Origin of the sequence: Roseibacillus persicicus (genome assembly GCF_014651675.1) — a bacterium.
In the GTDB taxonomy this organism is placed as follows: domain Bacteria; phylum Verrucomicrobiota; class Verrucomicrobiia; order Verrucomicrobiales; family Akkermansiaceae; genus Roseibacillus; species Roseibacillus persicicus.
Genome location: NZ_BMXI01000003.1, coordinates 280,059 through 303,009 on the forward strand (window position 1 = coordinate 280,059; position 22,951 = coordinate 303,009).

The window sequence follows — 22,951 nt, forward strand, 5'->3', positions numbered from 1 at the left end:
TACTGGTCCATTGGGCTCCGGATCAGATTCTTTGGTAACTTCAGTCGCTATCGGTCTCATCGACTGGCATTGGCACGACAGGAGGCTGCGGAGTAGGTTCGGAACTCCCAATTTTGCTCCACTCATCTGACTGTTCCAACATCCTATCGAAATCGTTGGCCAAGATCATCCCGGCAAATTTTCCAGCGTCGCTACGAGGATCAATTTCTGTTCCTCGAATCGTATCCTTTACGAACCCAAAAAACTCACGCTGTTCAAGGGTGGGTTCAACCTGGAGGATGGCATGACCAACCACCGCCATCCTCATTGTCACCAAGGCAAGCCCAGCATTGAATTCTCCTCCCTTGGAGCCAAAAGCGACTTCAACCAACTTTCTATCATAGGACACATAACTGCTGAGATTCAAAAATCCAATTGCCCCTATGACCAACTCCTCGTCGCCAACAGCCAACAAATTCTGAAACAGGGGATAAATCGCATCACTCTGATCTTTACGGCTGTAGTAGGACTCGGCCATGTAGCGACAAAACTCGAATTTGTATTGGTCTTCATCCTCGGATGCCAGCTCCTCAAACCATTTCCTCCCCGGCTCGAAGTCAGCCTTCATCCACCGGTAACCTAACAGGGCCAAGGGCTCTTCGCTTGTGTATTTTCCTTCAAAATAGGATTCCAAGCGAGCCGCCTGTTCAACCCAATCCACTTGTTCCGACAGACCTGTGATATAGGCGATCGTCAAATAGTTGTAATCTGGGACAGTCTCTAAGATATAATTCCAGGCTGCCTCGCCATCTTGCCGCGCCCACAATTCCATGATGAGAACTCCGATCTCGTCGGAGACGTCGCCCTCGTCATCCCAGAGCGTGCGCCTATCGTTCTCGTATTCTAACAGAGCCTTTTCGGGATCGCCCGCGAGAGCCTGTCCCACCCGAATCTCCCCCCGCAACTCGCGAAGCCACCACTCCCCGGCTTCCTGATCCAAAAAGACGAGAACTTCATCAGGATCTTCACGCGCCCACGAACAAACCATCGGGTAGATAAAACCGATCAATGGATGGGATTCATTGTTGTTCGCCGCGGCCAGGATTTCTAACAGAAGCTCCTTACGTTCACCTGCACTGAGTTCGAGGTCAAACTCTCGGCTCTCCTCCTTCCAATAGAACTCGTCGAGCTCCTCCTCTTCGATCCCAAGCTTCTCCAGCCACTTCCGACGGAACTCCAAAAGGCGTGAGCTCAATTTCTCGAGCTCTCTCTCATCCGGCTTTCGCCAATCATCACTTCTATCTACCGCAAGCGCAGCAGACTCGAGGGTAGCCGATTTTGCGGGATGCTTGAGTTCGACCGCCTCTTCTCTATCACAGCTTGTGAATCCAAGCAGCAATACCAAAACTGCTAGCGAAACAGCCTCCTTTTTCAGCATTCCCTATCTCTATCTTCAACTCCTTGGAACCGAAGAATAAAATGATAGAGTTTATTTTAAAGCCTTACTCCACCGTCACACTCTTGGCCAAGTTACGGGGCTGATCGATGGGGCACCCCCGGAGACGGGCGACATGATAGGCGAACAGTTGCAAAGCCACGGTTGCGGGAATGACTGCGGCATGTAGCGGCGCAGCCGGAATGCGAATGATGTCGTCCCCGTAGTCATTCACCTCATCATCCCCTTCGGTGGCAACCAACAGAACCTTGGAACCGCGGGCGCGGCACTCCGCAACGTTGGAGAGGGTCTTGTCTTTGCCGGGGCCATCGGGCACAAGGGCGATGATGGGGAGTTCTTCGGTGAGGAGAGCGATGGAGCCGTGTTTGAGCTCCGCGGCATGGAAGGCCTCGGCATGAATATAACTGATCTCCTTGATCTTGAGCGCCCCTTCGAGGGCCACGGGATACATATAACCGCGACCAATATAGAACGCGCTTTCTGCCTTGATGTAGTTCTCGGCAATCTCGGCGATGTGATCGTTTTGCTTGAGGACCTCGCGCACTTGATCGGGGATGGCCTCGATCTCTTTCACAAAGCGCACGCCGCGCTCACGTGACATGCGGGCGGCACGGGCGAACTTGAGCGCAATCATCAGCAGACAACTCACTTGGGAGGTGAAGGCCTTGGTGGAAGCGACAGAAATCTCAGGCCCGGCATGGAGGTAGATTCCGCGCCCTGTCTCGCGGGCAATGGTGGAACCCACCACGTTGACCAGACCCGCCACGAGGGCGCCTTTATCCACCGCCTCTCTCACCGCCGCGAGAGTGTCGGCGGTTTCCCCGCTCTGGGAAATGGCGAGCACCAAATCCTTCGAACCCACGATAGGGTTGCGGTAGCGGAACTCGGCAGCTTGCTCGACCTCGGCGGGAATGCCCGCAAAGTCCTCGATGGCATACTCCCCCACCAAACCGGCATTCAGACTCGTACCGCAGCCAATCAGCAGCACGCGGTGAAGCTCCGCCAGATCACGCGGCTGGACATTGAGACCCGACAGCACGGAGTTCCCGCGGTCCGAATCCATGCGACCGCGGATGGTGTTCCAGATGGAGTCCGGTTGCTCGAAAATTTCCTTCAGCATGTAGTGGGCGTATCCCCCTTTTTCCGCCGCATCATCGGACCAGTCAATCTGGGTCGACTCGCGAGTGACGGGCATGGCATCCAGGCTACAGATATCGACCTTGGGCCCCTCGATGCGCGCAACGTCATTGTCGTCGAGGTAAATCACTTGGCGCGTGTATCGCAGGATGGCGGCGGCATCACTGGCAACGAGAGTTTCGTCTTCGCCCAAGCCGATGACGATCGGGCTCCCCCGTCGGGCCACCACCAGCACCCCCGGTTCATCAATCGCCACGCAGGCGATCCCGAATGTTCCCTCGACCTGATTGAGCGCGGTAGTCACCGCCTTGACCAAATCCCCTTCGTAAAAGGAGTCCACCAAGTGGGCGAGAACCTCGGTATCGGTCTCGGACACAAAGACTCGGCCATCGGCTTCGAGCCGGGCTTTGAGGGCCTTATAGTTCTCGATGATTCCATTGTGCACCAGCGTCACCCGGTTCCCCTCTTCCCCCGCAGGTCTCGCCGCGTGAGGGTGCGCGTTCACCGTGGTGGGAGGTCCGTGGGTTGCCCAGCGGGTGTGCGCAATGCCAGCAGTGGCACCGCCAAGAGAAGGTATTTTGTCAAACTCTCCCAGCTGATTGACGAGGTTGACGACCTTGCCTTCGCACTTTTCCACCCGAATTCCTTCCGGTGAAACCAAGGCCAATCCAGCAGAGTCATAGCCACGATACTCGAGCCTCTTGAGGCCGTTTAACAAAATGGGGGCAGCGGACTGGGTGCCACTGTAACCGACGATTCCACACATATTTTTCGGGGCAGACTTTACCAAACTGATCCCGCAAGCCAACCACCAATGACCTTCTGGCAAATTGAACCAAGGCCACCTCTTTTCTCTTTTTTTGATTTCGTTTTCTCAAAAATCCCTGCATGGATTCAAGCTCATGAGCGAAACCCTTCCCGTAGTAATTGGCGGCACCGTTGCCATCGACAATGTCAAAACCCCCGATGCCGAGCACAACGACCTCCTGGGTGGTTCGGCTTCCTATGCCTCTTTGGCCGCTTCTTTTTTTGCCAAACCCGTGCACCTCGTGGGTATCGTGGGAAAAGACTTTCCTGAGAAGCACCTCGAAATGCTTTCTTCGAACGGCGTGCAGCAGGATTCGCTCGAGCACTCCGAGGGTGATTCCTTCACTTGGACCGGCGAGTATTTCAACAGCATGAACGACCGCAAGACCCACACCGTGGCTCTGAACGTGTTGGAAAACTGGTCGGTGAAGGTCCCCGGCGATGCCGCCAAATGCCCTATCGTAGTCGCGGCCAACATGTCGCCCCAGAATCAGATGGAAATGATCGAGGCCTGCACCGACTCCGAGAAATTCGTGCTCATCGACACCATGGATCTATGGATCGAGATCGCCAACGACGCCTTGCATGAGGTGCTCAAGAAAGTCGATCTCCTGGTCATCAATGAAAGCGAAGCGCGCGAATTCGCCGGCACCAGTAACCTCATCAAGGCCGGCAAAATCCTGCGCGGGAAGGGTCCCAAGTATGTGATCATCAAGTTGGGTGAATTTGGCGCGGTGCTCTTTGGCCCCGAGGAGGACCACCACGGTCTCTTCCGCTGCAACGCCTTCCCCCTCGAAGACGTGGCCGACCCCACGGGTGCGGGCGACACTTTCCTGGGAGGATTGGCCGGTTACCTCGCCTCCCTTGGCAAAACCGATTTCACCTTCGAAGAACTGCGCGATGGCGTGGTGCGCGGCACGGTTCTCGCCAGTTACACCTGCGAAGACTTCTCCACCCGTCGGCTTGAAAAACTCGACGAAGGAGAACTCAACGCCCGCCTCAATCTCTTCCGCGAGATGAGCTGCTGGTAGAAACCCTCAAGGAGCTCAGGCGTCTCGCCTGAGCATCTCTTTCGCGGGCGAGACACCCACGCTCCTTGAAGTCTCACTGCACTTTCTTCACAAACTGGGCTTTCAGGGCGATGGAAAGCCCATCCATCTTACAATCGATCTCGTGATCGCCATCCACGAGGCGAATGCCTTTGGACTTCATGCCGCTTTTGAGGACTTTGGAGGTGCCCTTCAGCTTCAGGTCTTTGACCATAGCCACGATGTCGCCGTTTTGGAGAACATTGCCATGCGCATCCTTCACGACACGCTCCTCGGGGCCGGTATCTTCCTCTTGCTGAGTCTCTTTCTTCCAATCATGCCCGCAGGTCAGGCATTCGTAGGAAGTGGGATGCTCCAAAATATCGTCGAGAGTGCAAAGTGGGCAGGTCATGGTGTGTTGTTTTCCGTAGGGCGGGAACTTGCTAGAAATCGCCCCCAAGGTCACGGAGAAAGACTTTGCAAAGCAAAACCTTGCACGACTCCTGCTTTCAGTTGAAGTAGAGTCATGCCAAGCGATGAATTGAACGAAGCCTACTTTGACCGTGGGTTCCAAGCCCTGGAAGACGAACTGCGCGAGGTCACCTCGACCTTGGCTAGCTCCCTCCCCCTTGATGCCGAGTCCATCGCCCGCCTCCCTTGGCTGAAGGAATCCAGCGACTTGGAAGAAACACCAGGGGAAGCCGCCGAGTCCGCCCAGCTGGCCTCTCTGGCGTTCGAGATTCTCAACATTGTGGAAGAGCGCGTGGCCTGGAGATTCCGCGCCATTCGCCGGGCTGAATATGGACCGGAAACCATTCGAGGGCTCTGGCCGGGCGTCATTGCCCGCATGAAAGAAGGCGGCCTCTCCGAAGACGAAGCCATCGCCGCTTTTTGCAAGGTCGAGGTCGAGCCCGTCCTCACCGCCCACCCCACCGAAGCCAAGCGCCCGCTGGTACGCGAGAAGCACCTCGCCATCTACAACCGCCTTTCGGAATGGGAAGACGCCCGCATGGATCCCCTGCGGGAAAAACGTGTGCGCGACAGTCTGCGTGCGGAGTTCGAGAGCCTCTGGCACACGGGAGAAATCTTTGTCGAGCGCCCCACCATCTCCGATGAACGCCGCAACGCGCTCTACTACCTGCGCGAGGTTTTCCCTGAGGTCGTCATCCGGCTCAATCGCTCTTTGGAAGTCGCATGGGAAGCCGCGGGCTGGTCTCTTGAGAAGTTGCGGGCCGCGCAAGCCTACCCCCGCATCCGCTTCGCCAGCTGGATTGGCGGCGATCGCGACGGCCACCCCTTCGTCACCCCCGAGGTGACCAAAAACACTTTCGCCGAAATGCGCTATCAGGCCCTGCGCTTGCAACGACGCTGGACCCGAAAGTCCGCGGAAGCCCTCACCGAGAGCCGCCCCTTCGTCAAGGTGCCGATCGAACTCGAGGAAGGCATCACCCGCCTGACCAACGAGTTGGGCGAAGTCGGTGTCTCCATCTCCAAGCGCAACGAGGCCGAACGCTGGCGTTGCTGGCTCTATCTCTGCCGCGAAAAGCTGGAACGCTCAATCAACGGAGTCGCCGGTGGCTACGACAATAGCGAGGACTACGGCGAAGACCTCGAGCTCGCCCGCTGGACCCTTTGCGAAGCGGGAGCCAAGCTCGCTGCCAAGGAATGGATCGAGCCCCTCATCCTGCTCAACGACGTGTTCGGCTTTCACCTCGCTCACCTCGATATCCGCAACAACTCCGCCACCCACGATGCCGCCATCGCCGCCATTCTCACTACGGCAGGAATCGCGGAGGGAGAAAGCTTTGCCGATTGGCCGGAGGAAAAGCGGGTGCAGTTCCTGATGGAAGAACTCAAGAGCCATCGCCCCCTGCTCGCCGTCAACGCCACTTTGCCCGCCGAGGGCGAAAATGTTCTGGGCTACCTGCGCGTGGTCGCGGACCAAGAGCAAAAGGCGGGCTCGGATTCCCTGGGCCAATTGATTATTTCCATGACGCGCCAAGTGTCCGACTTGCTCGCGATGCATCTCTTTGCCCGGGAAGCGGGACTGGCCGATTACATCGACGGCATGTGGCGCTCGCGCTTGCCCGTCAGCCCCCTCTTCGAGACCGGTGACGACCTCGCGGCCGCGTCCGGAATCCTCGGCGAATATCGCGACCTGATGGCAGGCGGCACCGATACCATCCAACCCGCAATGGTGGGTTACTCCGATAGCAACAAGGATGCCGGCGTCTTTGCCAGCCAGTGGGGAATCCATCGCGCGCAAAAGGAAATGGCCGAATCCCTCGCCAGCCGCAACTTCGAGCCCCAGTTCTTCCACGGTCGCGGCGGCACCATCGGCCGGGGCGCAGGCCCCACCCAATGGTTCCTGCGCGCCCTTCCTCCCGGCTGCCTAACAGGACCTGTTAGGTTGACCGAACAGGGAGAAGTCTTGCCCCGCAAATACTCCCACGAAGGCAACGCCCACTACCATCTCGAACTCCTCATGGCCGGAGTGAGCGAAGCGGTGGCCATGCAGGACAAGCGCACGGGAGTTCCCGAGGAATTCCACCCCACTCTCGACTCCCTCTCAGCCGCCAGCTCGGAGGCCTATCGCGCGCTCTTGACCAGTGAGGACTTCCTCACCTTCCACCGCTCGGCTACCCCGATTGACGCGCTGGAAACCGGAGTCTTTGGCTCCCGCCCCGCCCGCCGGACCGGCAAGCCTTCCTTGAAAGATCTGCGTGCGATTCCCTGGGTTTTCTCTTGGACGCAATCCCGATTCTACCTCCCCGGCTGGTATGGAGTCGGCAGTGGCTTGGAAGCTCTGCAAAAGAACGATCCCGAGACCTACGCCAAGCTCAAGGAATCCTTCAGCGACATCGCCTTCCTGCGCTACGTCTTCACCAATGTGGAAACTTCCCTGATGAGCGCCAATCTCGAACTGATGGCGGCCTATGGAGGTCTTTGCGAAGACGAAGGCCTGCGCGAACGCGTGCTGACCACCGTCCGCGACGAGTTCCAGCGCACCCGCGACCAAGTCGGTGCCTTCCTCGGCGGAGACTTCGCCACCCGTCGCCCGCGCATGAACAAGACCCTCGCCCTACGCGAAGAACCCTTGAAGAAGCTTCATCTCCAGCAAATCCAATTGCTCAAAGACTGGCGCGCGGCAGACCGGCCGATGGAAGAAGAAAATGGCAAAGCCAACGAAGTCTTCCTCGCCTTGCAGCTAACCGTAAACGCGATTTCCTCCGGCCTCAAGGAAACCGGTTGATTTCTAACAAAAGGAACAACTGGGGGCGGGTTCGGTAAAATCCGGATCACGCCCTGACAGCCGGACACCTTCATTTTCACCGGCGAAAGATCCAGTAATGATGCAGGAAGTAGACTTCCCGCAACAGGAACGGAATCTGCGTCTTGAGGCTGCGGTATCTCGTCGTGGGAGTCGGGGAAGTGACAACATTCATCCCCAGCCCCTTGGCCATTGCCGATGCTCTTCTCAAATGCAGTGGGTCGCTCACGATCACGGCTGTCTTCAACCCGTGCCGATTCATCACCCTTTTCGCTTCCACGAGATTCTCCCTCGTGGTGCGGGACGAGGTTTCTTTGAAAATCATCGCCGGAGCGACTCCTGCCGCTTGAGCATAGGATTCCCCCACTTCACTTTCCGCCAGAGCATTCCCCTCACCTACTCCACCTGTTAGAAGAAGAACCGGCGCCCGGCCACTTTGCACCAGAGAGATGCCATGTCGGAGTCTCTCCTCAAACACCGGGGAAGGACTGGAACCGCTGACGGCAGCTCCCAAAACAATCACGCAGTCAGAATTCCGAGCCTCATCATTGCGCCCTTGCTGCCAGATCGAATTGGCCACTCCCGTACACCAAAGAACGAGCAGCAGACCTAGACTCGAAAAGAGAACCCTCTTTCTACGCATGGCCGACGCTAGCAAATCTCCCTACAGTGACAATGGAAGAGAAAGCGGGCGCCCCCGATCCGATTCAGCTACTCGGAAACAACGCGGAAAAACTGCTTCGCCGTGCCTGTTGTGGGGAAACTAAAGGCCAGCTCTTCCCCCTCTGCGGATAAAATCTCCAATTGCGTCCAGCTCTCGCGCTCCAAGGACTCAGTGGACTCGATCGCATAGCGCTTTCCCGCCTCACTTGCCCAGCTCAGGCGAAACTCTCCCTGAGACCACTGGGACTCGGCAATCGGGACCTGCACGGGAGCTAACAAAGCGATTCCATCGCAATCGAAACCCGCCGATCCCGAGGTGGGATAGGGGTCGTAAACCACCGCGCCACTGCTATCCGTTGACTGCCCTCCCACCACATCAACCAAGCGAACAAACCGAATCCCATCGGCATCCAGAAGCGGACTATCCGGCAGATCCGAGAAGTCGAAAGGAGTCCCGAAACCCTGGCGATACTTTCCCGCGAACCCCGTGATATCAGTCGTATCAATCGCTCCGAAACTCCCCACTGCAGAGGGCGTGAGAGACCGGTTGGGAAAGCGCACAAAGTTGACCCCGTCGGACGACACTTCCACAAAAGACAACTCCAGAAACAAGTCCGAAAAGCTATTCTCAAACACTGCCAGCTCAGGTCCCAGGCGATTGGGAATCACTTGACCGAACGACACCGTCAGCGTTCCTCCCGGACCCAACGAGCAGACGCCGAACGAATTGCCTTCCGCCGGCCCCAAGGCCTGCTCCGAATCCAGCCAAGCTTCACTCACGGATTCATCCGGATGAAAGGACTCCACCATGGTGGCCCAGCTCACGATTCGCTCATCTCCCAGGGCGATGGCCCCACTCCCTTCCTGACCCGCTGCCGGTGGGTAGGGCCCTCCATACAGCGTCGCGGTCAGCGACAAAAACAAAGCTGCTCGTTTTCCATTCATATCCATTTTCTCTAAAATTCCCATCGTGCCCCGACCAAAGCTTGCCGGCCAGTTCCCGGGTAGATTGCGTCCGAGTATTGGGTCGATATAAAATCCCGGTCGAAGAGGTTGTTCACGCGACAAAAAACCGTGCAGGCCTCACTCACTTCCCAACTGGCAGACACATTCCAGACCACATAGCCCGGAATTTCCCGAAAATCCCTCAACTGCCCCATGACTACCCGCTCATTTCCGTCCACCCGCGAACTCGAATAACAACCCTCCAGACCTAAATCCACTTGTTCGAACAAATGCCAGGTAAGCGTTCCCGACAACGAGTGTCGAGGCACCAGCGGCACTCTTCTTCCTTCCTCAGCCCCGCTTTGAAAGCGTGAGAGAGTCGCGGCATAAAAGAGGTTCACATCCCAACAGTCGCCCTCCCAATTGAGCTCGAGCTCCATCCCCAGGCGCTCGGTCTCGGGCAGGTTGTCGTTCACGTTTGCGACGGCATCATAAAAAATCTCGTCCTCCATCCATTGTCCGAAAAAGGTCGCCTTGGCAGTCCACCCCTCATCCTCCCAAACCACCCCCAGTTCTCCCCCCTGCCCGTGCTCCGGCCGCAATCCGGTATTGAAGGGCAGGTCCGATTCAAAGCCCTGAAAGAACGCCACCTCATCCAGAACCGGAAGACGTAGCGAGCGGTCATAGCGCCCCCACAAGCGCGCCTGCTCCGTCAGTTGATACTCGAAGCCAAACTCCAGCGCGTAGTCTCCATCACTGGTCTCTCCTGAAAAGTTTCGCCTTGGGTTCGCGGCATCGTTCGGACTTTGCGCATCCCCATCCAAGCGGTAGGAATCCCAGCTGGCTCCCGCAGAGAAAGCCCAGTTGTCCACCGGCTCCCAGCGCATCGTCACAAACCCACCCCAGACCTCGCGGGACAGGTCGGCCAACTGGACATCGACATTCGATCCGAAGGGCTGGCTTCGCTCGAAGTCCAGCTGACTCCACCGGTAGCGCCCACCCGCCTCGATACTCCACGCCTCGCCTTTGCGGGCGAAAACCGCTTCCCCCTCCCAGCTTTTCAACACACCATCGCTTACCCGGCCCTGATAATCAGCCACCCGTTCGGTATGGCTCGCCGAACCTTTCAGCTCGAAACTCCAATCCTCTCCAAGCTTCAACTCAATCTGTTTACCCAGACTCACGGTCTCATTCTCCAAACTCTGATCAGGGAAAAGCGACTGACGCGGATCCTTTTGATAAGACCTCCAATCGAGAGCTCCCGGATCCTCAAAGCAGGATCGACTGGCAGAAAATGTCGTGCGGCTCTCCCCCCATCGCGCTTCCGGAGATAAAATCGAGAGGGAAACCGTGGACGAGTCGTGCCCCGAGTTCGCCCGATAACCATCGGAATCGAAATGCTCCCCCTGCACCGTCCAGCTCCAACCTTCGCTCACCCCTCCCAGACGCAATCGTTGTCGATAGGTCTCATCGTCGCCAACAGTTCCTTCCACAGAGCCGGTGAACTCTTCAACATTCCTTCGTGTTTCAAGGGCGATGACCCCCGCCGAGGCACCACTACCGTAGCGAACAGAGCGGCCACCCCTCAGGAGCGAAACCTTCTCCAAGTTTCCTAACGACACGTTTGACCAAGGAACCAGAGCCATGTCACTTCGATTGACGGGAAGGCCATCCACCGTCACCACAGTCCGTAGCTGTCCACCCTCGCCAAAGCCGCGCAGACGGGGAGATACCAGCGAGGAGTTGCCAAAGAAAGAATCAAACGACACCCCCGCCCGAACCTCTAACAGCTCGGGAAGCGAGTGACTGGTCGCCTTTCCTAACAGCTCCTCACCCAGCACGATCGCACTGCCCTCCATCAAGAACCCCTGGGCCTCCTCTTCGGGCTCCAGCCAACGGTCTGCGGTGACCAGGGTTGGATCGAGCACGAAGGGTTCCGCCCCGAGGGACCCCATGAGAAGCAACACGCCAATGGTGAGTTCTCTCTTCACGAGCGACTATCTTTTCCGTCGTAGACTCCAGCAGAGCAGGAAAAAAGCAAACAACCCGGTGGACGCAGGCTCGGGCACGCTGGCTGCGGCAGGGGCCTCCGACCCGGGTGGCTCTTCATGGGCATAGGTCCCCGGATTATAGGGCCCAAAGCTCCAGACATCCCAGGATCCATCGGCTAGAAGTCTCCCGGAATCACCAAAACTGTTCGCTGATGCCCCCGTAGGTGAGATCGTGAAGGTCGTTGGATAAGTGACTCCACCTCCCAAAATAGACGCTGGTGTGTCCACATTGCCATTGTTCATGGAATCATCCCCGGCAAATCCTCCCGCCAGATAATAGCCCCACGAAACGGCCCCCGCACCAAAGTCGGAAGCTGCGCTATGGAGAGTGGCGCCGTCAAAGTAGCTCACATTTCCCACGAAGCTGGAGGAATCGAGGGTTAAGTTTGCGTCCGCTCCAGCCACCGCCGCGAGCATGTCTTCTCCCGAGGCGCTCCCATCCCAGCGATAACCCCAGGCGAAACTGCTTTGCGAACTTCCATCGTTGAAGTCAAAGACCAGCACCGAAAGGTTCGCCCCGGCACCCACGACGAATTCCAATTGATCGGACGTCGTCACTACGGCTCCAGACACCAAAGATCCCGACCCCACAACTAAAGCGACCATCCAGGCCGCAGCATTTAATTTCATTGTTCTCTATGTTTAGTTTCCCAAGCGAGAACAGGAGCTCCTCCAGCGGAAGAGACTTTCTGCACCCGTCACTCTCTAAGAACGCGAGAGAGCCTTAAAACCGACCCTTGGTCATATCGATTTCAGACGGAGACCTGCGGAGGGAAGTATTCGGACTCCTGGCTCAAACCTCATTCCCTCCTTCACCCCTGCTTGCGCAAAAATTGGATATTGGAAACTCGTCACCAGTTACCGCAGCGCGTCTGTTCTGGATTTTCACCAGATTCCATACCCACCTGCATCAACGTCGGGCTGGGTTTGCTTAAATTCTCAACTGGAAGCAAGGGAAAACTCGGCCAAGGGCTCAGCCCGTAGACCAACCGCTATCCACCCCGCACAGTTGCTTCCCTTTGCAAACCCCTCGCCCTCAGACGCCAACCCCAATTTCCTCCGCAGACCAAGGACTCACTCCCGCCCTGCTTCTCGAGCCCCTTTTACCCGCATCGGGGAATCTCATCGCAGCCGCCATTTGCAGCGTTCGTGTAAAGTTTCTCCTGATTTATGTGTTTTCGTTTGAAAGGATGTTCCTCGCTTGAGGGTCTTCTTCTCCAGAAATGAAAACACAATTCCTAATCCTCTTCCTCTCCCTGATCACCTCGCTCGCAAATGGAGCCGAGAAACCCAATATCGTCTACCTGATGCTCGATGAGTGGGGCTACTACGAGTGGTCGGGGGCCGGACATCCCATTCTCGAGACCCCCAACTTCGACCGCGTGGCCAGCGAGGGAATGCACTTCACCCAGATGCTGGCAGGCGGCAATGTGTGCGCTCCAACCCGCTGCTCACTCATGACCGGCAAGCACAACGGACACGCCACCGTGCGTTCCAATGGCGGAGGTTCGGCCTTATGCGAAGGAGAGGTCACCATCGCCAGCCTTTTGAAAGACCAAGGCTATGTCACCGGTGGTTTCGGCAAATGGGGATTGGGCGATGTCGGCACTACCGGCGTGCCCGAGAAGCATGGTTTCGACACCTTTTACGGTTACTATCATCAGGTCCACGCCCACACCTACTACCCCCGCTATCTGGTGCGCAATAGTGAGAAGATCCCTCTTGAGGGAAATACAGGCAGCTACTTCGAGGGGGAAACCTTCGCCCAGGACCTCATCTATGAGGAGAGCATCAAGTTCATCCGCGAGCACAAGGATGAGCCCTTCTTCGCCTACCTCGCCTGGACTCCTCCCCACGGAATCTGGGGCATGCCCGAGGATGAACCCGCCTTTCAAAAGTATAAGGACGCAGACTGGGGTGCCACCCATCAGCGGGGGGAAAAAGACTCCCAAATGTATGCCGCCATGGTGGAGATGGTCGACCGCCAGCTGGGCGACATCCTCGCTCTGCTCGAGAAACTCGGGCTGGATGACAACACCCTCGTCGTCGTCTCGGGCGACAATGGTGGGCAACCCTATTTCAAAAATGAGAAGCTCCCCTTCGGAGCCTTCGGTCCCAACCTTTCCCCAAAGACCAAGGAGTATTTCCGTGGCGGCAAGGGCAACTTCTACGAGGGCGGTCTCCGCGTTCCATTCTTCATCCGCTGGCCAGGTCAAATCGAACCGGGTTCGGTCACCGACTACCTCGGCTACTTCCCCGACATGATGCCCACTTTGGCCGAAATCGCCGGGACCAAGGCTCCTGAAGATAGCGATGGCATCTCGATTGTTCCCACCCTGTTAGGCAAAGGCGAACAAGCCCAACACAAGTATCTCTACTGGGAGGACAACCGCAGCCGCGCGGTCCGTTATGGCAACTGGAAAGCGATCAAGCCTGCCAAGAACAAGCCCTACGAACTCTATGACCTCAGCAAGGATATCTCGGAGAAAAACGATGTCGCCGACAAGCACCCCGAAATCCTCGCAACCATGACCCAGTTCGCCGAGGAAGCCAGTGGCCCAAAGCGCGCGGGAAAAGTCCTCGACCCCAAAGTCGGTTTCAAGGGCCACAAGGCGGACTGATAACAAGTCAGTTCACCCAAGAACATGAAAGCCCTTCTCATCCTCCTTCTCGCCAGTTGCGCCGCAGTCAGCGCAGCGACCAAAGTCGTTTGCCTGGGGGATAGCATTACCAAGCGGGGCTACCCCGAAGAACTCGCCACCCTCCTCAACCTCGAGGTCATCAACTCGGGGGTGGCGGGGCACAACAGTGGGCAAGGTCTTCGCAGGATGGAGAAGGATGTCCTCGCCCACCAACCGGACTTCGTGGTCATTTTCTTCGGAACCAATGACCTGCGGGTCGATAGCGAGAGAGCTCATGTGCCGGTGGCAAAGTATACCGAGAACCTGGCCAGAATCATCGCCGAGAGTCGCGAAGCCGGGGCCAAGGTGCTGCTCTGCACCCCGCCCCCAATCGCAGCGGAGACTTACTTCACCCGACATGAAAAGGCGGACTACGAAGAACACGGCGGTCTCCCCGCCCTCCTTGCCAGTTATCGGCAAGCCGCAATGAAACTGGCAAAAGACGAAGAAATTCCCCTTGTCGATCTCAACCAACTACTCCTCGACAAGCCAAACTGGCTCAGCCGTGACGGGGTCCATCCCAGTCCGGAGGGAAATACCATCATTGCGCGTCTGGTAGCCAAGGAGTTGCGCCCCCTTCTCCCGGCGGAACACCAAGTGCCCTCAAAGGATTAGAGAAACCCAAGCCACACCATCCCACCGAAGATCCCGCCCGCCCGGATTCCAGTGTTTTGGAATTTGAGTCTCGGGCACAATCTGATAGCCCTTGTCCATGGCAGATCGGTCTAAAAGCTTTCAATCAGCGGTTCTTCTTTTCGCGCTGATACTCCTCATCTTTCTTTTCACGGCCATCACCCTCTCCTTTCTGCCCCAGGATCTGAGTGATGTCGACGGACGGAACGCGGACGGAAGCTCCACCCCTCCCACCCGCAACCTGGAGCGCGTCTTGGAGAATGCCGCCAGCCAGGGCATCAAGGTCACTCTCACCGAAGAGGAAATCAATCAGTGGCTCTCCAATCAAATTCAGGGGACCCAAGATGGCCTCCTTAAAAACCGAGTACAATACCGCGGCGCCTGGGTTCGCCTCAAGGAAGGCTCCGTGGACTTGATCTTCGAACGGGAGGCCTTCAACCGCACCCACACCATCGCGATGAATGTCCAGATCGAGCAGCTCATCGAGGGGAACAACCAAATGAGCAGCAACATCAACTGGGCAGGCGGACGGCTGGGCCAAATGCCAGTCATGCAAGGCTATCTGGCGCTAGTGATGAGCTCCTATGAAGAATTGGCCGAGGTCATGAAGCCCGAGGTCAAGTCCCTGCGCACCCTTTTGGAAGGAAAAGCCCTCGTTAAATTTGAAGAAGGCAAAGTCACCTTTGAGCCTCGCTCCTCCAGCGAAGACCTGGGGATGCCTGTCTTCTAACCCCCTTTCCCTCCTCATGAACCTCCGGCTTTTCTTCCTCACCTGTCTCCTCGCCTGCCAGTCCCTAGTTGCGGAGGAAGCTGCGGAAAGAGCCCCCATGAGCCGGGTGGTCTCCTCCGATGAACGGCTGCAAGTCTTCGGGCACGATAACAAGTCCATCTCGGCAGTGCTCTCCCAAGTCACGGAGTTACGCCAGGAACTCAACTTTGTAGTCAAGGACCCCGACGCCAAATCCGGCAACACGGTGTTCCCCCTCCAGAACGACCTCATCATCACACTCTATGGCGAAGTCGGCGATCCTGTTCCGGAGAAGCTCTTCGCAATCCAGCCCCGCAAAGTGGACGGCACTTCCCGCTTCCGTATCGACCTCGCAGTTCATTTGGCCAAAGGACTCAACCGCCAACGTCTCCGCGAGACCGCCCTCGAAGCCCTCCTCATGGACCGCTGCTTGAACAACTCCATTCGCGACGATCAACCCGTGCAGGTCGCTCCCTGGCTGATCACAGGATTGCTGGAACGAATGAACTGGCGGAATGGGGAGGCGGACCGGGGGCTCTACAAGGCGCTCTTCAAAAACGGAATGATGATGGACATCGAGGAGATGGTCACCCTCACCGAGCCGGACAAACTGGATGCCGCGGAACGAACCACCTTCCGGGTCTCCGCCGGAGCATTCCTCATGGCCATGCTCAATCAGGAAGGCGGCGAGCGCACCTTCTTCGATTATCTTTCCGTGGCGCCATCCTACGAGGGAGAGCCCTTTTTGCTCTTCCGAAACACCTTTTTCACCGCAGGCCTTTCGGAGGAAGGACTCGCCAAATGGTGGGCCCTGCAATTGGCCAACTTGACCCAGGAATTCGTCACCGAGACCCTCTCGCCATTGGAAACCGAAACCGCGCTCGCCGAGATACTGCGCGGCGATTTGGAAGGTGAGAACGGACTCGTCCGCACCTACCGCCTCATGGCCTTTCAAGACATCCTCGCCCTGCCCGAGGAGGATCGCAAAATGCTGCTCGGCCCGATGTCGGAACGCATCAAGCTGCTTTCTTTCCGCGCCTTCCCCTCCTACCGCCCACTCCTCGCCGGCTACGAACGGATCACCGCCCAACTGATCGAAGGAGAGGAAGAGGACGTCGCCGATCTGTTGATGATATTGGAGGAGAAGCGGAATGCTCTTCACGAGGTCGGCATCCGCACTCGCGATTATCTCGACTGGTATCAGATCACCAACGCCTCCCGGTTGACCGGCGAGTTCAAGGACTACCAGCGCTTGAAACAAGATCTGGAATCGAAAAATCCACCCCACCCCGGTCCCGTGGATCGTTACCTCAACGCGGTGCAAAACCTCTACGACAACTAGCAGAACATGCGATTGGCAATTGGCGATATCCACGGCTGCCTCACTTCCCTCACCACTCTGTTAGAGACGGTGCAGCCGGACAAAGACGACTTGGTCGTGACCCTTGGCGACTACGTTGACCGCGGCCCGAACTCCAAGGGCGTAATTGATTTCTTGTTAGAATTTCGAAAGGAACATCAGCTCGTGCACCTAATGGGCAATCACGAAATCCAGATGTTGCGCGCGTTGGAAGGGAAGGTCCACCGCGACCGCTTCCTGAGCGACCTCTGCGGAGGAAAAGACACTTTGCGCTCCTACGGTGGCAGCTTCGTCGATGTGCCGGAGAGCCACTGGGAGTTCATGCGCTCGGCGGAGCTCTATCACGAACTCGACGATCACATCCTCGTCCACGCCGGGCTCCAAGCCAACCTTTCCATCGACCAACAGGATCAGGAAACTTTCTATTATCAGCGCTTCTACGAGCAAGAGCCTCACTGTTCGGGGAAGACCATCGTGTGCGGCCACACCATTCAAGGCGACCTCCCCACCAATCTCGGCCACGCCATCTGTCTGGACACATGCGCCTACGGCGGAGGATGGTTAAGCGCTCTGGACCTCGATACCGGCCGGATTTGGCAAAGCAACGAGCGCGGCCAAACCCGCAAGATGAGTCTTTCTGACCTCGGCTGAGCTCTTGCCTACCGCCGCCTGCGTCGAGCCAACTCCATTCGTTCGACCGCCAACAGCCCCGCCACGGGGGACTCAAGCGTTCCGGATTTCTTCACCAGGTTTCAATTCCCAAAAGTGCTCAGACTTGAGAAAGTCTTGCCTCTCCCCGATCTGCGATCATCGTTGCTTTCCTGATGGCCGCCTCCTCACCCGCTTCCAAAGCCACCCCTCCCCTGAAGTGGGCGGGCGGAAAGCGCTGGCTGGTGCCTACCTTGTCCGAGCTTTGGAAAGAGCAAGCTCATCGCCGGTTGGTGGAACCCTTTTGCGGAGGTTTGGCCGTTGCCTTGGGCCTGCGACCTCAGCGCGCTTTGCTCAACGACGTCAATCCGCACCTGGTCAACTTTTACCGCCAGTTGCAACGAGGCTTGTCGGTCGACCTAGCGATGGAAAACGACTCCGAGCAATTCTACGCGCATCGCGAACGGTTCAACGCCCTCATTGCCGAGGGCAAAGCTGAAACTCCGGAAGCAGCGCAACTCTTCTATTACCTCAATCGCACGGGATTCAACGGACTCTGTCGCTTCAACAAGTCGGGCTTCTTCAACGTCCCCTTCGGCCGCTACGCCAACATCAATTATCCTTCCGACTTCCTCTCATTCCAAGCGGTGTTCGCGGAGTGGGACTTTCAACTGGGAGACTTCGACCAGTTGGATTTGAAGCCGGAGGACTTTCTCTATGCCGATCCTCCCTACGACGTGGAGTTCACCCAATACTCGTCGGGTGGATTCGATTGGGACGATCAGGTGAGACTCGCCCATTGGCTGGCTCAACATCCGGGACCGGTCGCGCTTTCCAATCAACTGACGCCCCGGATCGAAGAGCTTTATCGCGACCTTGGTTTCGACCTCCTCGCCTTGGACGCACCTCGCCGCATCTCCTGCAATGGCGACCGTAGCCCGGCGAAAGAGGTGCTCGCTACACGGAATCTTTAAACGAGAAAAAGGGAGGTCCCACCCCTTCTCGAAGCCATCAGATTACATACTCGATGGCCTTCATCGCTTCCTGCTCGCGGACCAGCTTGCCGCACACCAGATCACAGAGCTCGTAGACCATTGGATCGCTGACCGCGTAATAAACCTTGGTCCCGTCTTTACGGCGGCTGAGGATCCCCGCGTCGAACATCATCTTCAGATGCTTGGAAACCCCCGCTTGTCCGATGCCGGCGGAATCAACCAATTCCCCGACCGTCATCTCGCGATTCTTCAATTCCTGCAAGAGCGCAAGACGACCCGCTTCCGAGAAGACCCGGAAGACTGATGCCAGCTTCTCGAGACCTTCTGGAGTGATTTGCCCTCCGGCTTTCTTCTTCGCGCTCATGACTTTCTCTATCATTCTATTCTGATATCGCGATTTTTCCAATCAAGACCTTTCTGGGACTACGTCCAGATGAGGCAACCTCCACAGAGTATGCGGGTAACGAGAGACTTTTCAATTGCATCAATCTCTTTTTCGCTGTATAGGAATATTTACAAATTAAACCGATGAAGACACTCCACCCCCACGACATCCAGAAACTCCTGACCGAATCGAACGCGGAAGCCCTCGATGTGCGCACGCCGGTCGAATTCGAAGAAAAACACATCGATGGAGCCAAACACATTCCAGTCGACGAGCTGCCCGCCCAGTGTGGTCAGTTGGATCCTTCGAAAAAGTATTATCTCGTCTGCCAATCCGGCAAGCGCGCGGAGAAGGCCCACCAGATCCTTGCGGAAAAGGGCTTTGGCGATTTGACGATTCTCGCAGGAGGAGTCGGGGCCTGGGAACAAGCCGGACTCCCTCTCAACCGCTCGGATCGCAAAGTCCTTCCCCTCATGCGCCAGGTGCAACTCGCCATCGGCTTGGGAGTTCTCACCTTCTCGCTGCTCGCTTACTTCGTTCACCCCGCCTTCGTCTTCGGGGCCGCCTTCTTCGGGGCCGGACTCACCATGGCCGGCGCGACTGGCTGGTGTGGCTTGGCGCTCCTCTTGGCCAAGATGCCTTGGAACAAGACCGACGCCCCCGCGAAAGCGTCCTGCTGCGTCGCGAACTAAGGCAGCCCGTTATTCGAGAATCAAAATAGAAAAAGCACCCCCGCGAACTCGGTATCGCGGGGGTGCCTCTGGTTTCAACAACAACACTAACTACCGAGATTTTTCCAAAGAACGAAGCCACCGGTGATGACCACCATGGTCGCAAAGCCCCGTCGCAAGACCCGCGCGGGCAGCTTGGTCGAAAAGTGTGTTCCTAACAGCACCCCAATCACAGCCAATCCGGCATAGGTCCCGGAGAGCGTCCAGTTCAAGCTGGTCTGCCCGAGGTGGGAGAGAAACCCCGCGATGCAATTGAAGAAAATGATCGCCAACGACGACCCGACGGCCTCCTTCATCTTCAAGCCCCCGAACTTCAACAAAGCAGGCACCAGGAGAAAGCCACCGCCCACGCCGATGAAGCCGGTGAGCACTCCGACCCCGAGACCCGCAGCCGCCTTGGACTGCCAGGACTTCTCCGTCCTTTCCGAGGCTTCGGACTTGGGGCGAAACATTTGAATGGCGACGAACAACATCAAGGCCGCAAAAATAAGCATGAGAACCTGCGGCGAAACCAAGGGTGTCAAACGCGCCCCTCCCACCGCGCCCACCATTCCCGAAACCGCAAAGACTCCCGCAGTCGGCAGGCAGATCTCTTTGTTAGAAAGTCGCTGCAGAGCCCCCGTGAGAGCAGCCGCCCCCACGATCAAAAGGCTCATCGGCACCGCCTCCAGGGGCGAAATTTTCGCAAGATAGACCAGCACTGGCAAGGTGATGATGCTGCCTCCAGCCCCCGTCAGGCCCAGCGTCAAGCCGATGACAAGAGCTCCCACTATGGCGTAGATCGTCATTCCGGTGGTTACATTTTCCCTTTCAACATCCCATGCCAGTAGAAGGCCGGCAGAGCCCACTTCTTCAGTAGATACATGCTGTAGCGCGGCTTGGCCTGGTCGAAGGGAAAGGTCTCCTTGGGCGTCTTGTCGTAATCGAATTCCGCCAGCACGAGCCGACCCCGGGCGGTGACAATGGGGCAGGAGGTGTAGCCATCATACTTTGCCGTCGGCTCACGACCATTCATCACGGATTCCAGGTTCGCCACCACCACTGGGGCTTGCTTGCGAATCGCGGCCCCCGTCTTCGAGGTGGGTAAACTCGAGACATCGCCGAGCGCAAAGACCTCGCTGTAGGTGCCATGACGCAAGGTGGATGGATCGACCGCAACCCAGCCCTCCTCATTCACCAGTCCCGAGTCTTTCAGAAAGGGAGGCGGACCCATCGGGGGAGTGACGTGAATCATATCGTAACTCACCCGCTCTTCGTCCCCGCCCTTGAGGTCGGCAAAGACCGCCTCTTTCTTGTCGGCATCAATGGAGATGAGGTTCTTTTCAAAGGAGCAATGAATCTCCCGGCGGGCCACTTCGTCCTCCAAGGTCTTGCGATACTTTTCCACCGCAAAGAGTTTGGGAAGGGCGAGATAGAAATGAACGTCCATCTTCGCGCGCGTTCCTTCGCGGCTCCACCAATCCTCGGCCAGCCACATGATCTTTTGCGGCGCTCCCCCGCACTTCACCGCTCCACTGGGATGGGTGAAGATCGCCTTCCCTCCCTTAAAATTCTGAATCGTGTCCCAGGTGTAGTCGACGTGCTGATAGGAATAGTTGGAGCACACTTGCTTCGTGCCCAGCGACTCCGCAAGGCCCGGAATGGCGGACCAATTGCAGACTAGGCCAGTCGCAACCACAAGATAGTCGTATCCAATGGTATCGCCCTTTTGCGTGGAGACCGATTTGGTTACAGGATCAATCTTTTGCGCGGCGTCCTTTTTCCAAATAACGCCATCTGGAATCACCGAGGCTTCATCCCGCATGGAACGCTCCTTCGGGAAAATCCCTCCTCCCACCAGAGTCCACATCGGCTGATAGAAGTGTTTCTCGGAAGGCTCCAACAGCGTGACCTCGACCTCCGGCATCCCCCGGCGCACCCGTGCCGCCACGCTGATACCCGCCGTTCCTCCGCCGATAATGAGAAGCCGCTTTTTCATGAGCACATCGAGCAAGAGGTTCCTAACAGGGCGTCGGACGACCCGTCGACGTGAACGATATCGAAGCCTTCGCGCGCCAACAATGCTGCAGACTTCGCCGCCCGCATTCCGCTGCGACAATGCACATAAATGGTTTCCTCACGCGGCAATTCGTCGAGGTGCTTCGCCAGCCGGGTATGCGCAATCTGCTTCGCGCCCTCCATATGGCCTTCCTGAAATTCACTCGCCTTCCGAACGTCCAGCACGAAGCCGGGCTTTTGTTCGAGGGTCGCGGGAAGGTCACTGGTTACGATTGTTGCGAAGGCCTCAGTCGGGGCCGCAGATGCGAGTGCTTCCGCCACCGGCATCCAACCCGCGATGGAGTCGTAGCCAATTCGCACCAATTCCCGAACCGCCTGCTCCACCTCATCCGCTTTATTTACTAACAGAAGGATGGGGGTCTTCTCATCTTCGACGAAAGAACCCACCACCTCCAGGAACTCGGTTCCTCTCAAAGGAGCATAGAGAGAACCCTTGAGGTGATTCGCAATAAAGTCCTGCTTATCAAAGCGGAGATCCAAAACCACGCCCTGGCCCCCGTTGATGAATTCCACCAAATCGCCTTCGCCATAGCGGGCGGGCGCTGGCAATTTTCCATCGGGCAAAAGAGCCTGTCCCGCCCGGTTGTCCCGCTTCATGCGGGCAAAGTAAACCGGGGGCTCGGGTTGACCTGTTAGAATGCTTTCCACAAACTCCTCGCGAGAAGCAGTGAGGGCTTCATGAAACGCGCCATTGAATTTGCGCTCATATCCCATCACGCTGGTAGGAATCGCGCCCAAGGCTTTGCCACAGGCACTTCCCGCCCCGTGAGCTGGTAGAACCTGAAGAAAGTCAGGCAGTCCTTCGGTCTCCCTCAGGCTATCGTAGAGCACCTTTGCCGATTCTTCCATCGCCCCCACCTGTCCGGCCGCACTTTCTAACAAGTCCGGCCGCCCCACATCCCCGACAAAGATGAAGTCGCCACTCAACAGCGCAATGGGCTCGCTCGCTCCCCCACCGTAGTCAGTGAGAAGATAACTCACGTGCTCCGGGGTATGCCCCGGAGTGAGAAGAACTTTGAGCTCAACCTTGCCAATCGCAATGGTGTCGCCGTGCCGAATCTCCTGCGCGCGCGGATCACCCTTCGCCCATTCCATCTGCCAATCGGGTCCCCCCTCGGCAGTAACGTAGGCCTTCGCTCCGTGATGCTCCACCAGTTCCCGAACTCCGCTGAGATAGTCGGCATGAATGTGCGTGTCGGCCACCGCGACAATCTTGAGACCCTCTTCCTTCGCGAGGTTGAGGTAGCGATCCACATCGCGCTCGGGATCGATCACAATCGCTTCCCCCGTGCGCTGACACCCAATCAAGTAGGCGTTCTGAGCCAAAGAGGGGTCGGTAATTTGCTTCAAATACATGGTTTCGGTTGGTTCGTGT

At 57.3% G+C, this 22,951-nt stretch carries 20 protein-coding genes and 1 riboswitch; of the genes, 9 read left to right on the forward strand and 11 right to left on the reverse strand.

Annotation, left to right across the window (positions count from 1 at the left end):
• Positions 1 to 40 precede the first annotated feature (40 nt).
• Both IE099_RS05210 and glmS read right to left on the reverse strand, forming a co-directional pair.
• Positions 41 to 1,417 (reverse strand): hypothetical protein, encoded by a 1,377-nt coding sequence (locus tag IE099_RS05210; RefSeq protein WP_189567983.1) that lies wholly within the window; start codon positions 1,415 to 1,417, stop codon positions 41 to 43.
• 64 nt (positions 1,418 to 1,481) lie between these two features.
• Positions 1,482 to 3,338, reverse strand: a complete 1,857-nt coding sequence (gene glmS, locus IE099_RS05215; RefSeq protein WP_189567984.1) for a glutamine--fructose-6-phosphate transaminase (isomerizing) — start codon at positions 3,336 to 3,338, stop codon at positions 1,482 to 1,484.
• A gap of 136 nt (positions 3,339 to 3,474) precedes the next feature.
• Between glmS and IE099_RS05220 the strand changes: the two genes are divergently transcribed.
• Positions 3,475 to 4,410, forward strand: coding sequence for a PfkB family carbohydrate kinase (locus tag IE099_RS05220; RefSeq protein ID WP_189567986.1), 936 nt, complete (start codon positions 3,475 to 3,477; stop codon positions 4,408 to 4,410).
• Positions 4,411 to 4,483: 73 nt separating this feature from the next.
• Here IE099_RS05220 and IE099_RS05225 read toward each other — a convergent pair whose 3' ends face one another.
• Entirely contained in the window at positions 4,484 to 4,819 is a 336-nt protein-coding gene (locus IE099_RS05225; RefSeq protein WP_189567988.1) for a zinc ribbon domain-containing protein YjdM, read from the reverse strand.
• 114 nt (positions 4,820 to 4,933) lie between these two features.
• On the opposite strand from IE099_RS05225, the gene IE099_RS05230 reads away from it, so the two are divergent.
• Positions 4,934 to 7,660, forward strand: coding sequence for a phosphoenolpyruvate carboxylase (locus IE099_RS05230; protein ID WP_189567990.1), 2,727 nt, complete (start codon positions 4,934 to 4,936; stop codon positions 7,658 to 7,660).
• 76 nt (positions 7,661 to 7,736) lie between these two features.
• Here the strand turns inward: IE099_RS05230 and IE099_RS05235 are convergent, their stop codons facing one another.
• From IE099_RS05235 to IE099_RS05250, 4 genes are all read right to left on the reverse strand, one after another.
• On the reverse strand, positions 7,737 to 8,258 hold the full coding sequence (locus tag IE099_RS05235) for a YdcF family protein (RefSeq protein ID WP_229809397.1): 522 nt from the start codon (positions 8,256 to 8,258) through the stop codon (positions 7,737 to 7,739).
• 131 nt (positions 8,259 to 8,389) lie between these two features.
• Positions 8,390 to 9,286 carry a PEP-CTERM sorting domain-containing protein gene (locus IE099_RS05240; RefSeq protein ID WP_189567994.1) on the reverse strand — a complete coding sequence of 299 codons (897 nt, stop codon included), beginning with the start codon at positions 9,284 to 9,286 and terminating at the stop codon, positions 8,390 to 8,392.
• Between the two features lie 11 nt (positions 9,287 to 9,297).
• The gene (locus IE099_RS05245) at positions 9,298 to 11,277 is read right to left on the reverse strand and encodes a TonB-dependent receptor family protein (protein WP_189567996.1); all 1,980 of its coding nucleotides are present in this window, start codon (positions 11,275 to 11,277) and stop codon (positions 9,298 to 9,300) included.
• Positions 11,278 to 11,283: 6 nt separating this feature from the next.
• Positions 11,284 to 11,967: a PEP-CTERM sorting domain-containing protein gene (locus IE099_RS05250; RefSeq protein ID WP_189567998.1), complete on the reverse strand. Its 684-nt coding sequence runs from the start codon at positions 11,965 to 11,967 to the stop codon at positions 11,284 to 11,286.
• 146 nt (positions 11,968 to 12,113) lie between these two features.
• A riboswitch (cobalamin riboswitch) is annotated at positions 12,114 to 12,234 on the reverse strand.
• A gap of 326 nt (positions 12,235 to 12,560) precedes the next feature.
• Here IE099_RS05250 and IE099_RS05255 point away from each other — a divergent pair.
• From IE099_RS05255 to IE099_RS05280, 6 genes are all read left to right on the forward strand, one after another.
• Positions 12,561 to 13,958 carry an arylsulfatase gene (locus IE099_RS05255; RefSeq protein WP_189568000.1) on the forward strand — a complete coding sequence of 466 codons (1,398 nt, stop codon included), beginning with the start codon at positions 12,561 to 12,563 and terminating at the stop codon, positions 13,956 to 13,958.
• 24 nt (positions 13,959 to 13,982) lie between these two features.
• Positions 13,983 to 14,633: an SGNH/GDSL hydrolase family protein gene (locus IE099_RS05260; protein ID WP_189568002.1), complete on the forward strand. Its 651-nt coding sequence runs from the start codon at positions 13,983 to 13,985 to the stop codon at positions 14,631 to 14,633.
• Positions 14,634 to 14,730: 97 nt separating this feature from the next.
• On the forward strand, positions 14,731 to 15,381 hold the full coding sequence (locus IE099_RS05265) for a hypothetical protein (protein WP_189568004.1): 651 nt from the start codon (positions 14,731 to 14,733) through the stop codon (positions 15,379 to 15,381).
• 16 nt (positions 15,382 to 15,397) lie between these two features.
• On the forward strand, positions 15,398 to 16,741 hold the full coding sequence (locus IE099_RS05270) for a hypothetical protein (RefSeq protein WP_189568006.1): 1,344 nt from the start codon (positions 15,398 to 15,400) through the stop codon (positions 16,739 to 16,741).
• Between the two features lie 6 nt (positions 16,742 to 16,747).
• Positions 16,748 to 17,410, forward strand: coding sequence for a metallophosphoesterase family protein (locus IE099_RS05275; protein ID WP_189568008.1), 663 nt, complete (start codon positions 16,748 to 16,750; stop codon positions 17,408 to 17,410).
• 173 nt (positions 17,411 to 17,583) lie between these two features.
• On the forward strand, positions 17,584 to 18,381 hold the full coding sequence (locus IE099_RS05280) for a DNA adenine methylase (protein ID WP_189568009.1): 798 nt from the start codon (positions 17,584 to 17,586) through the stop codon (positions 18,379 to 18,381).
• 37 nt (positions 18,382 to 18,418) lie between these two features.
• Here IE099_RS05280 and IE099_RS05285 read toward each other — a convergent pair whose 3' ends face one another.
• Entirely contained in the window at positions 18,419 to 18,766 is a 348-nt protein-coding gene (locus IE099_RS05285) for an ArsR/SmtB family transcription factor (protein ID WP_189568011.1), read from the reverse strand.
• A gap of 164 nt (positions 18,767 to 18,930) precedes the next feature.
• Here IE099_RS05285 and IE099_RS05290 point away from each other — a divergent pair, with 164 nt between their 5' ends.
• Entirely contained in the window at positions 18,931 to 19,479 is a 549-nt protein-coding gene (locus IE099_RS05290; RefSeq protein ID WP_189568013.1) for a rhodanese-like domain-containing protein, read from the forward strand.
• Positions 19,480 to 19,565: 86 nt separating this feature from the next.
• Here IE099_RS05290 and IE099_RS05295 read toward each other — a convergent pair whose 3' ends face one another.
• From IE099_RS05295 to IE099_RS05305, 3 genes are read right to left on the reverse strand one after another with little or no spacing between them, the layout of a single operon-like run.
• On the reverse strand, positions 19,566 to 20,306 hold the full coding sequence (locus IE099_RS05295; RefSeq protein WP_189568015.1) for a sulfite exporter TauE/SafE family protein: 741 nt from the start codon (positions 20,304 to 20,306) through the stop codon (positions 19,566 to 19,568).
• Between the two features lie 8 nt (positions 20,307 to 20,314).
• Positions 20,315 to 21,496 (reverse strand): NAD(P)/FAD-dependent oxidoreductase, encoded by a 1,182-nt coding sequence (locus tag IE099_RS05300; protein ID WP_189568017.1) that lies wholly within the window; start codon positions 21,494 to 21,496, stop codon positions 20,315 to 20,317.
• Positions 21,493 to 22,932, reverse strand: a complete 1,440-nt coding sequence (locus IE099_RS05305; RefSeq protein WP_189568019.1) for an MBL fold metallo-hydrolase — start codon at positions 22,930 to 22,932, stop codon at positions 21,493 to 21,495. The genes IE099_RS05300 and IE099_RS05305 overlap by 4 nt, the downstream gene beginning before the upstream one ends.
• Between the last annotated feature and the right edge of the window lie 19 nt (positions 22,933 to 22,951).

What these genes read in the sequence shown, in the direction of transcription:
- IE099_RS05270 (WP_189568006.1), top strand. Translation starts at nt 15,398, where the DNA reads ATGAACCTCCGGCTTTTCTTCCTCACCTGTCTCCTCGCCTGCCAGTCC.
- IE099_RS05225 (WP_189567988.1), bottom strand. Translation starts at nt 4,819, where the DNA reads ATGACCTGCCCACTTTGCACTCTCGACGATATTTTGGAGCATCCCACT.
- IE099_RS05220 (WP_189567986.1), top strand. Translation starts at nt 3,475, where the DNA reads ATGAGCGAAACCCTTCCCGTAGTAATTGGCGGCACCGTTGCCATCGAC.
- IE099_RS05255 (WP_189568000.1), top strand. Translation starts at nt 12,561, where the DNA reads ATGAAAACACAATTCCTAATCCTCTTCCTCTCCCTGATCACCTCGCTC.
- IE099_RS05290 (WP_189568013.1), top strand. Translation starts at nt 18,931, where the DNA reads ATGAAGACACTCCACCCCCACGACATCCAGAAACTCCTGACCGAATCG.
- IE099_RS05300 (WP_189568017.1), bottom strand. Translation starts at nt 21,496, where the DNA reads ATGAAAAAGCGGCTTCTCATTATCGGCGGAGGAACGGCGGGTATCAGC.
- glmS (WP_189567984.1), bottom strand. Translation starts at nt 3,338, where the DNA reads ATGTGTGGAATCGTCGGTTACAGTGGCACCCAGTCCGCTGCCCCCATT.
- IE099_RS05265 (WP_189568004.1), top strand. Translation starts at nt 14,731, where the DNA reads ATGGCAGATCGGTCTAAAAGCTTTCAATCAGCGGTTCTTCTTTTCGCG.
- IE099_RS05260 (WP_189568002.1), top strand. Translation starts at nt 13,983, where the DNA reads ATGAAAGCCCTTCTCATCCTCCTTCTCGCCAGTTGCGCCGCAGTCAGC.
- IE099_RS05285 (WP_189568011.1), bottom strand. Translation starts at nt 18,766, where the DNA reads ATGAGCGCGAAGAAGAAAGCCGGAGGGCAAATCACTCCAGAAGGTCTC.
- IE099_RS05240 (WP_189567994.1), bottom strand. Translation starts at nt 9,286, where the DNA reads ATGAATGGAAAACGAGCAGCTTTGTTTTTGTCGCTGACCGCGACGCTG.
- IE099_RS05305 (WP_189568019.1), bottom strand. Translation starts at nt 22,932, where the DNA reads ATGTATTTGAAGCAAATTACCGACCCCTCTTTGGCTCAGAACGCCTAC.
- IE099_RS05280 (WP_189568009.1), top strand. Translation starts at nt 17,584, where the DNA reads ATGGCCGCCTCCTCACCCGCTTCCAAAGCCACCCCTCCCCTGAAGTGG.
- IE099_RS05275 (WP_189568008.1), top strand. Translation starts at nt 16,748, where the DNA reads ATGCGATTGGCAATTGGCGATATCCACGGCTGCCTCACTTCCCTCACC.
- IE099_RS05230 (WP_189567990.1), top strand. Translation starts at nt 4,934, where the DNA reads ATGCCAAGCGATGAATTGAACGAAGCCTACTTTGACCGTGGGTTCCAA.
- IE099_RS05210 (WP_189567983.1), bottom strand. Translation starts at nt 1,417, where the DNA reads ATGCTGAAAAAGGAGGCTGTTTCGCTAGCAGTTTTGGTATTGCTGCTT.
- IE099_RS05250 (WP_189567998.1), bottom strand. Translation starts at nt 11,967, where the DNA reads ATGAAATTAAATGCTGCGGCCTGGATGGTCGCTTTAGTTGTGGGGTCG.
- IE099_RS05295 (WP_189568015.1), bottom strand. Translation starts at nt 20,306, where the DNA reads ATGACGATCTACGCCATAGTGGGAGCTCTTGTCATCGGCTTGACGCTG.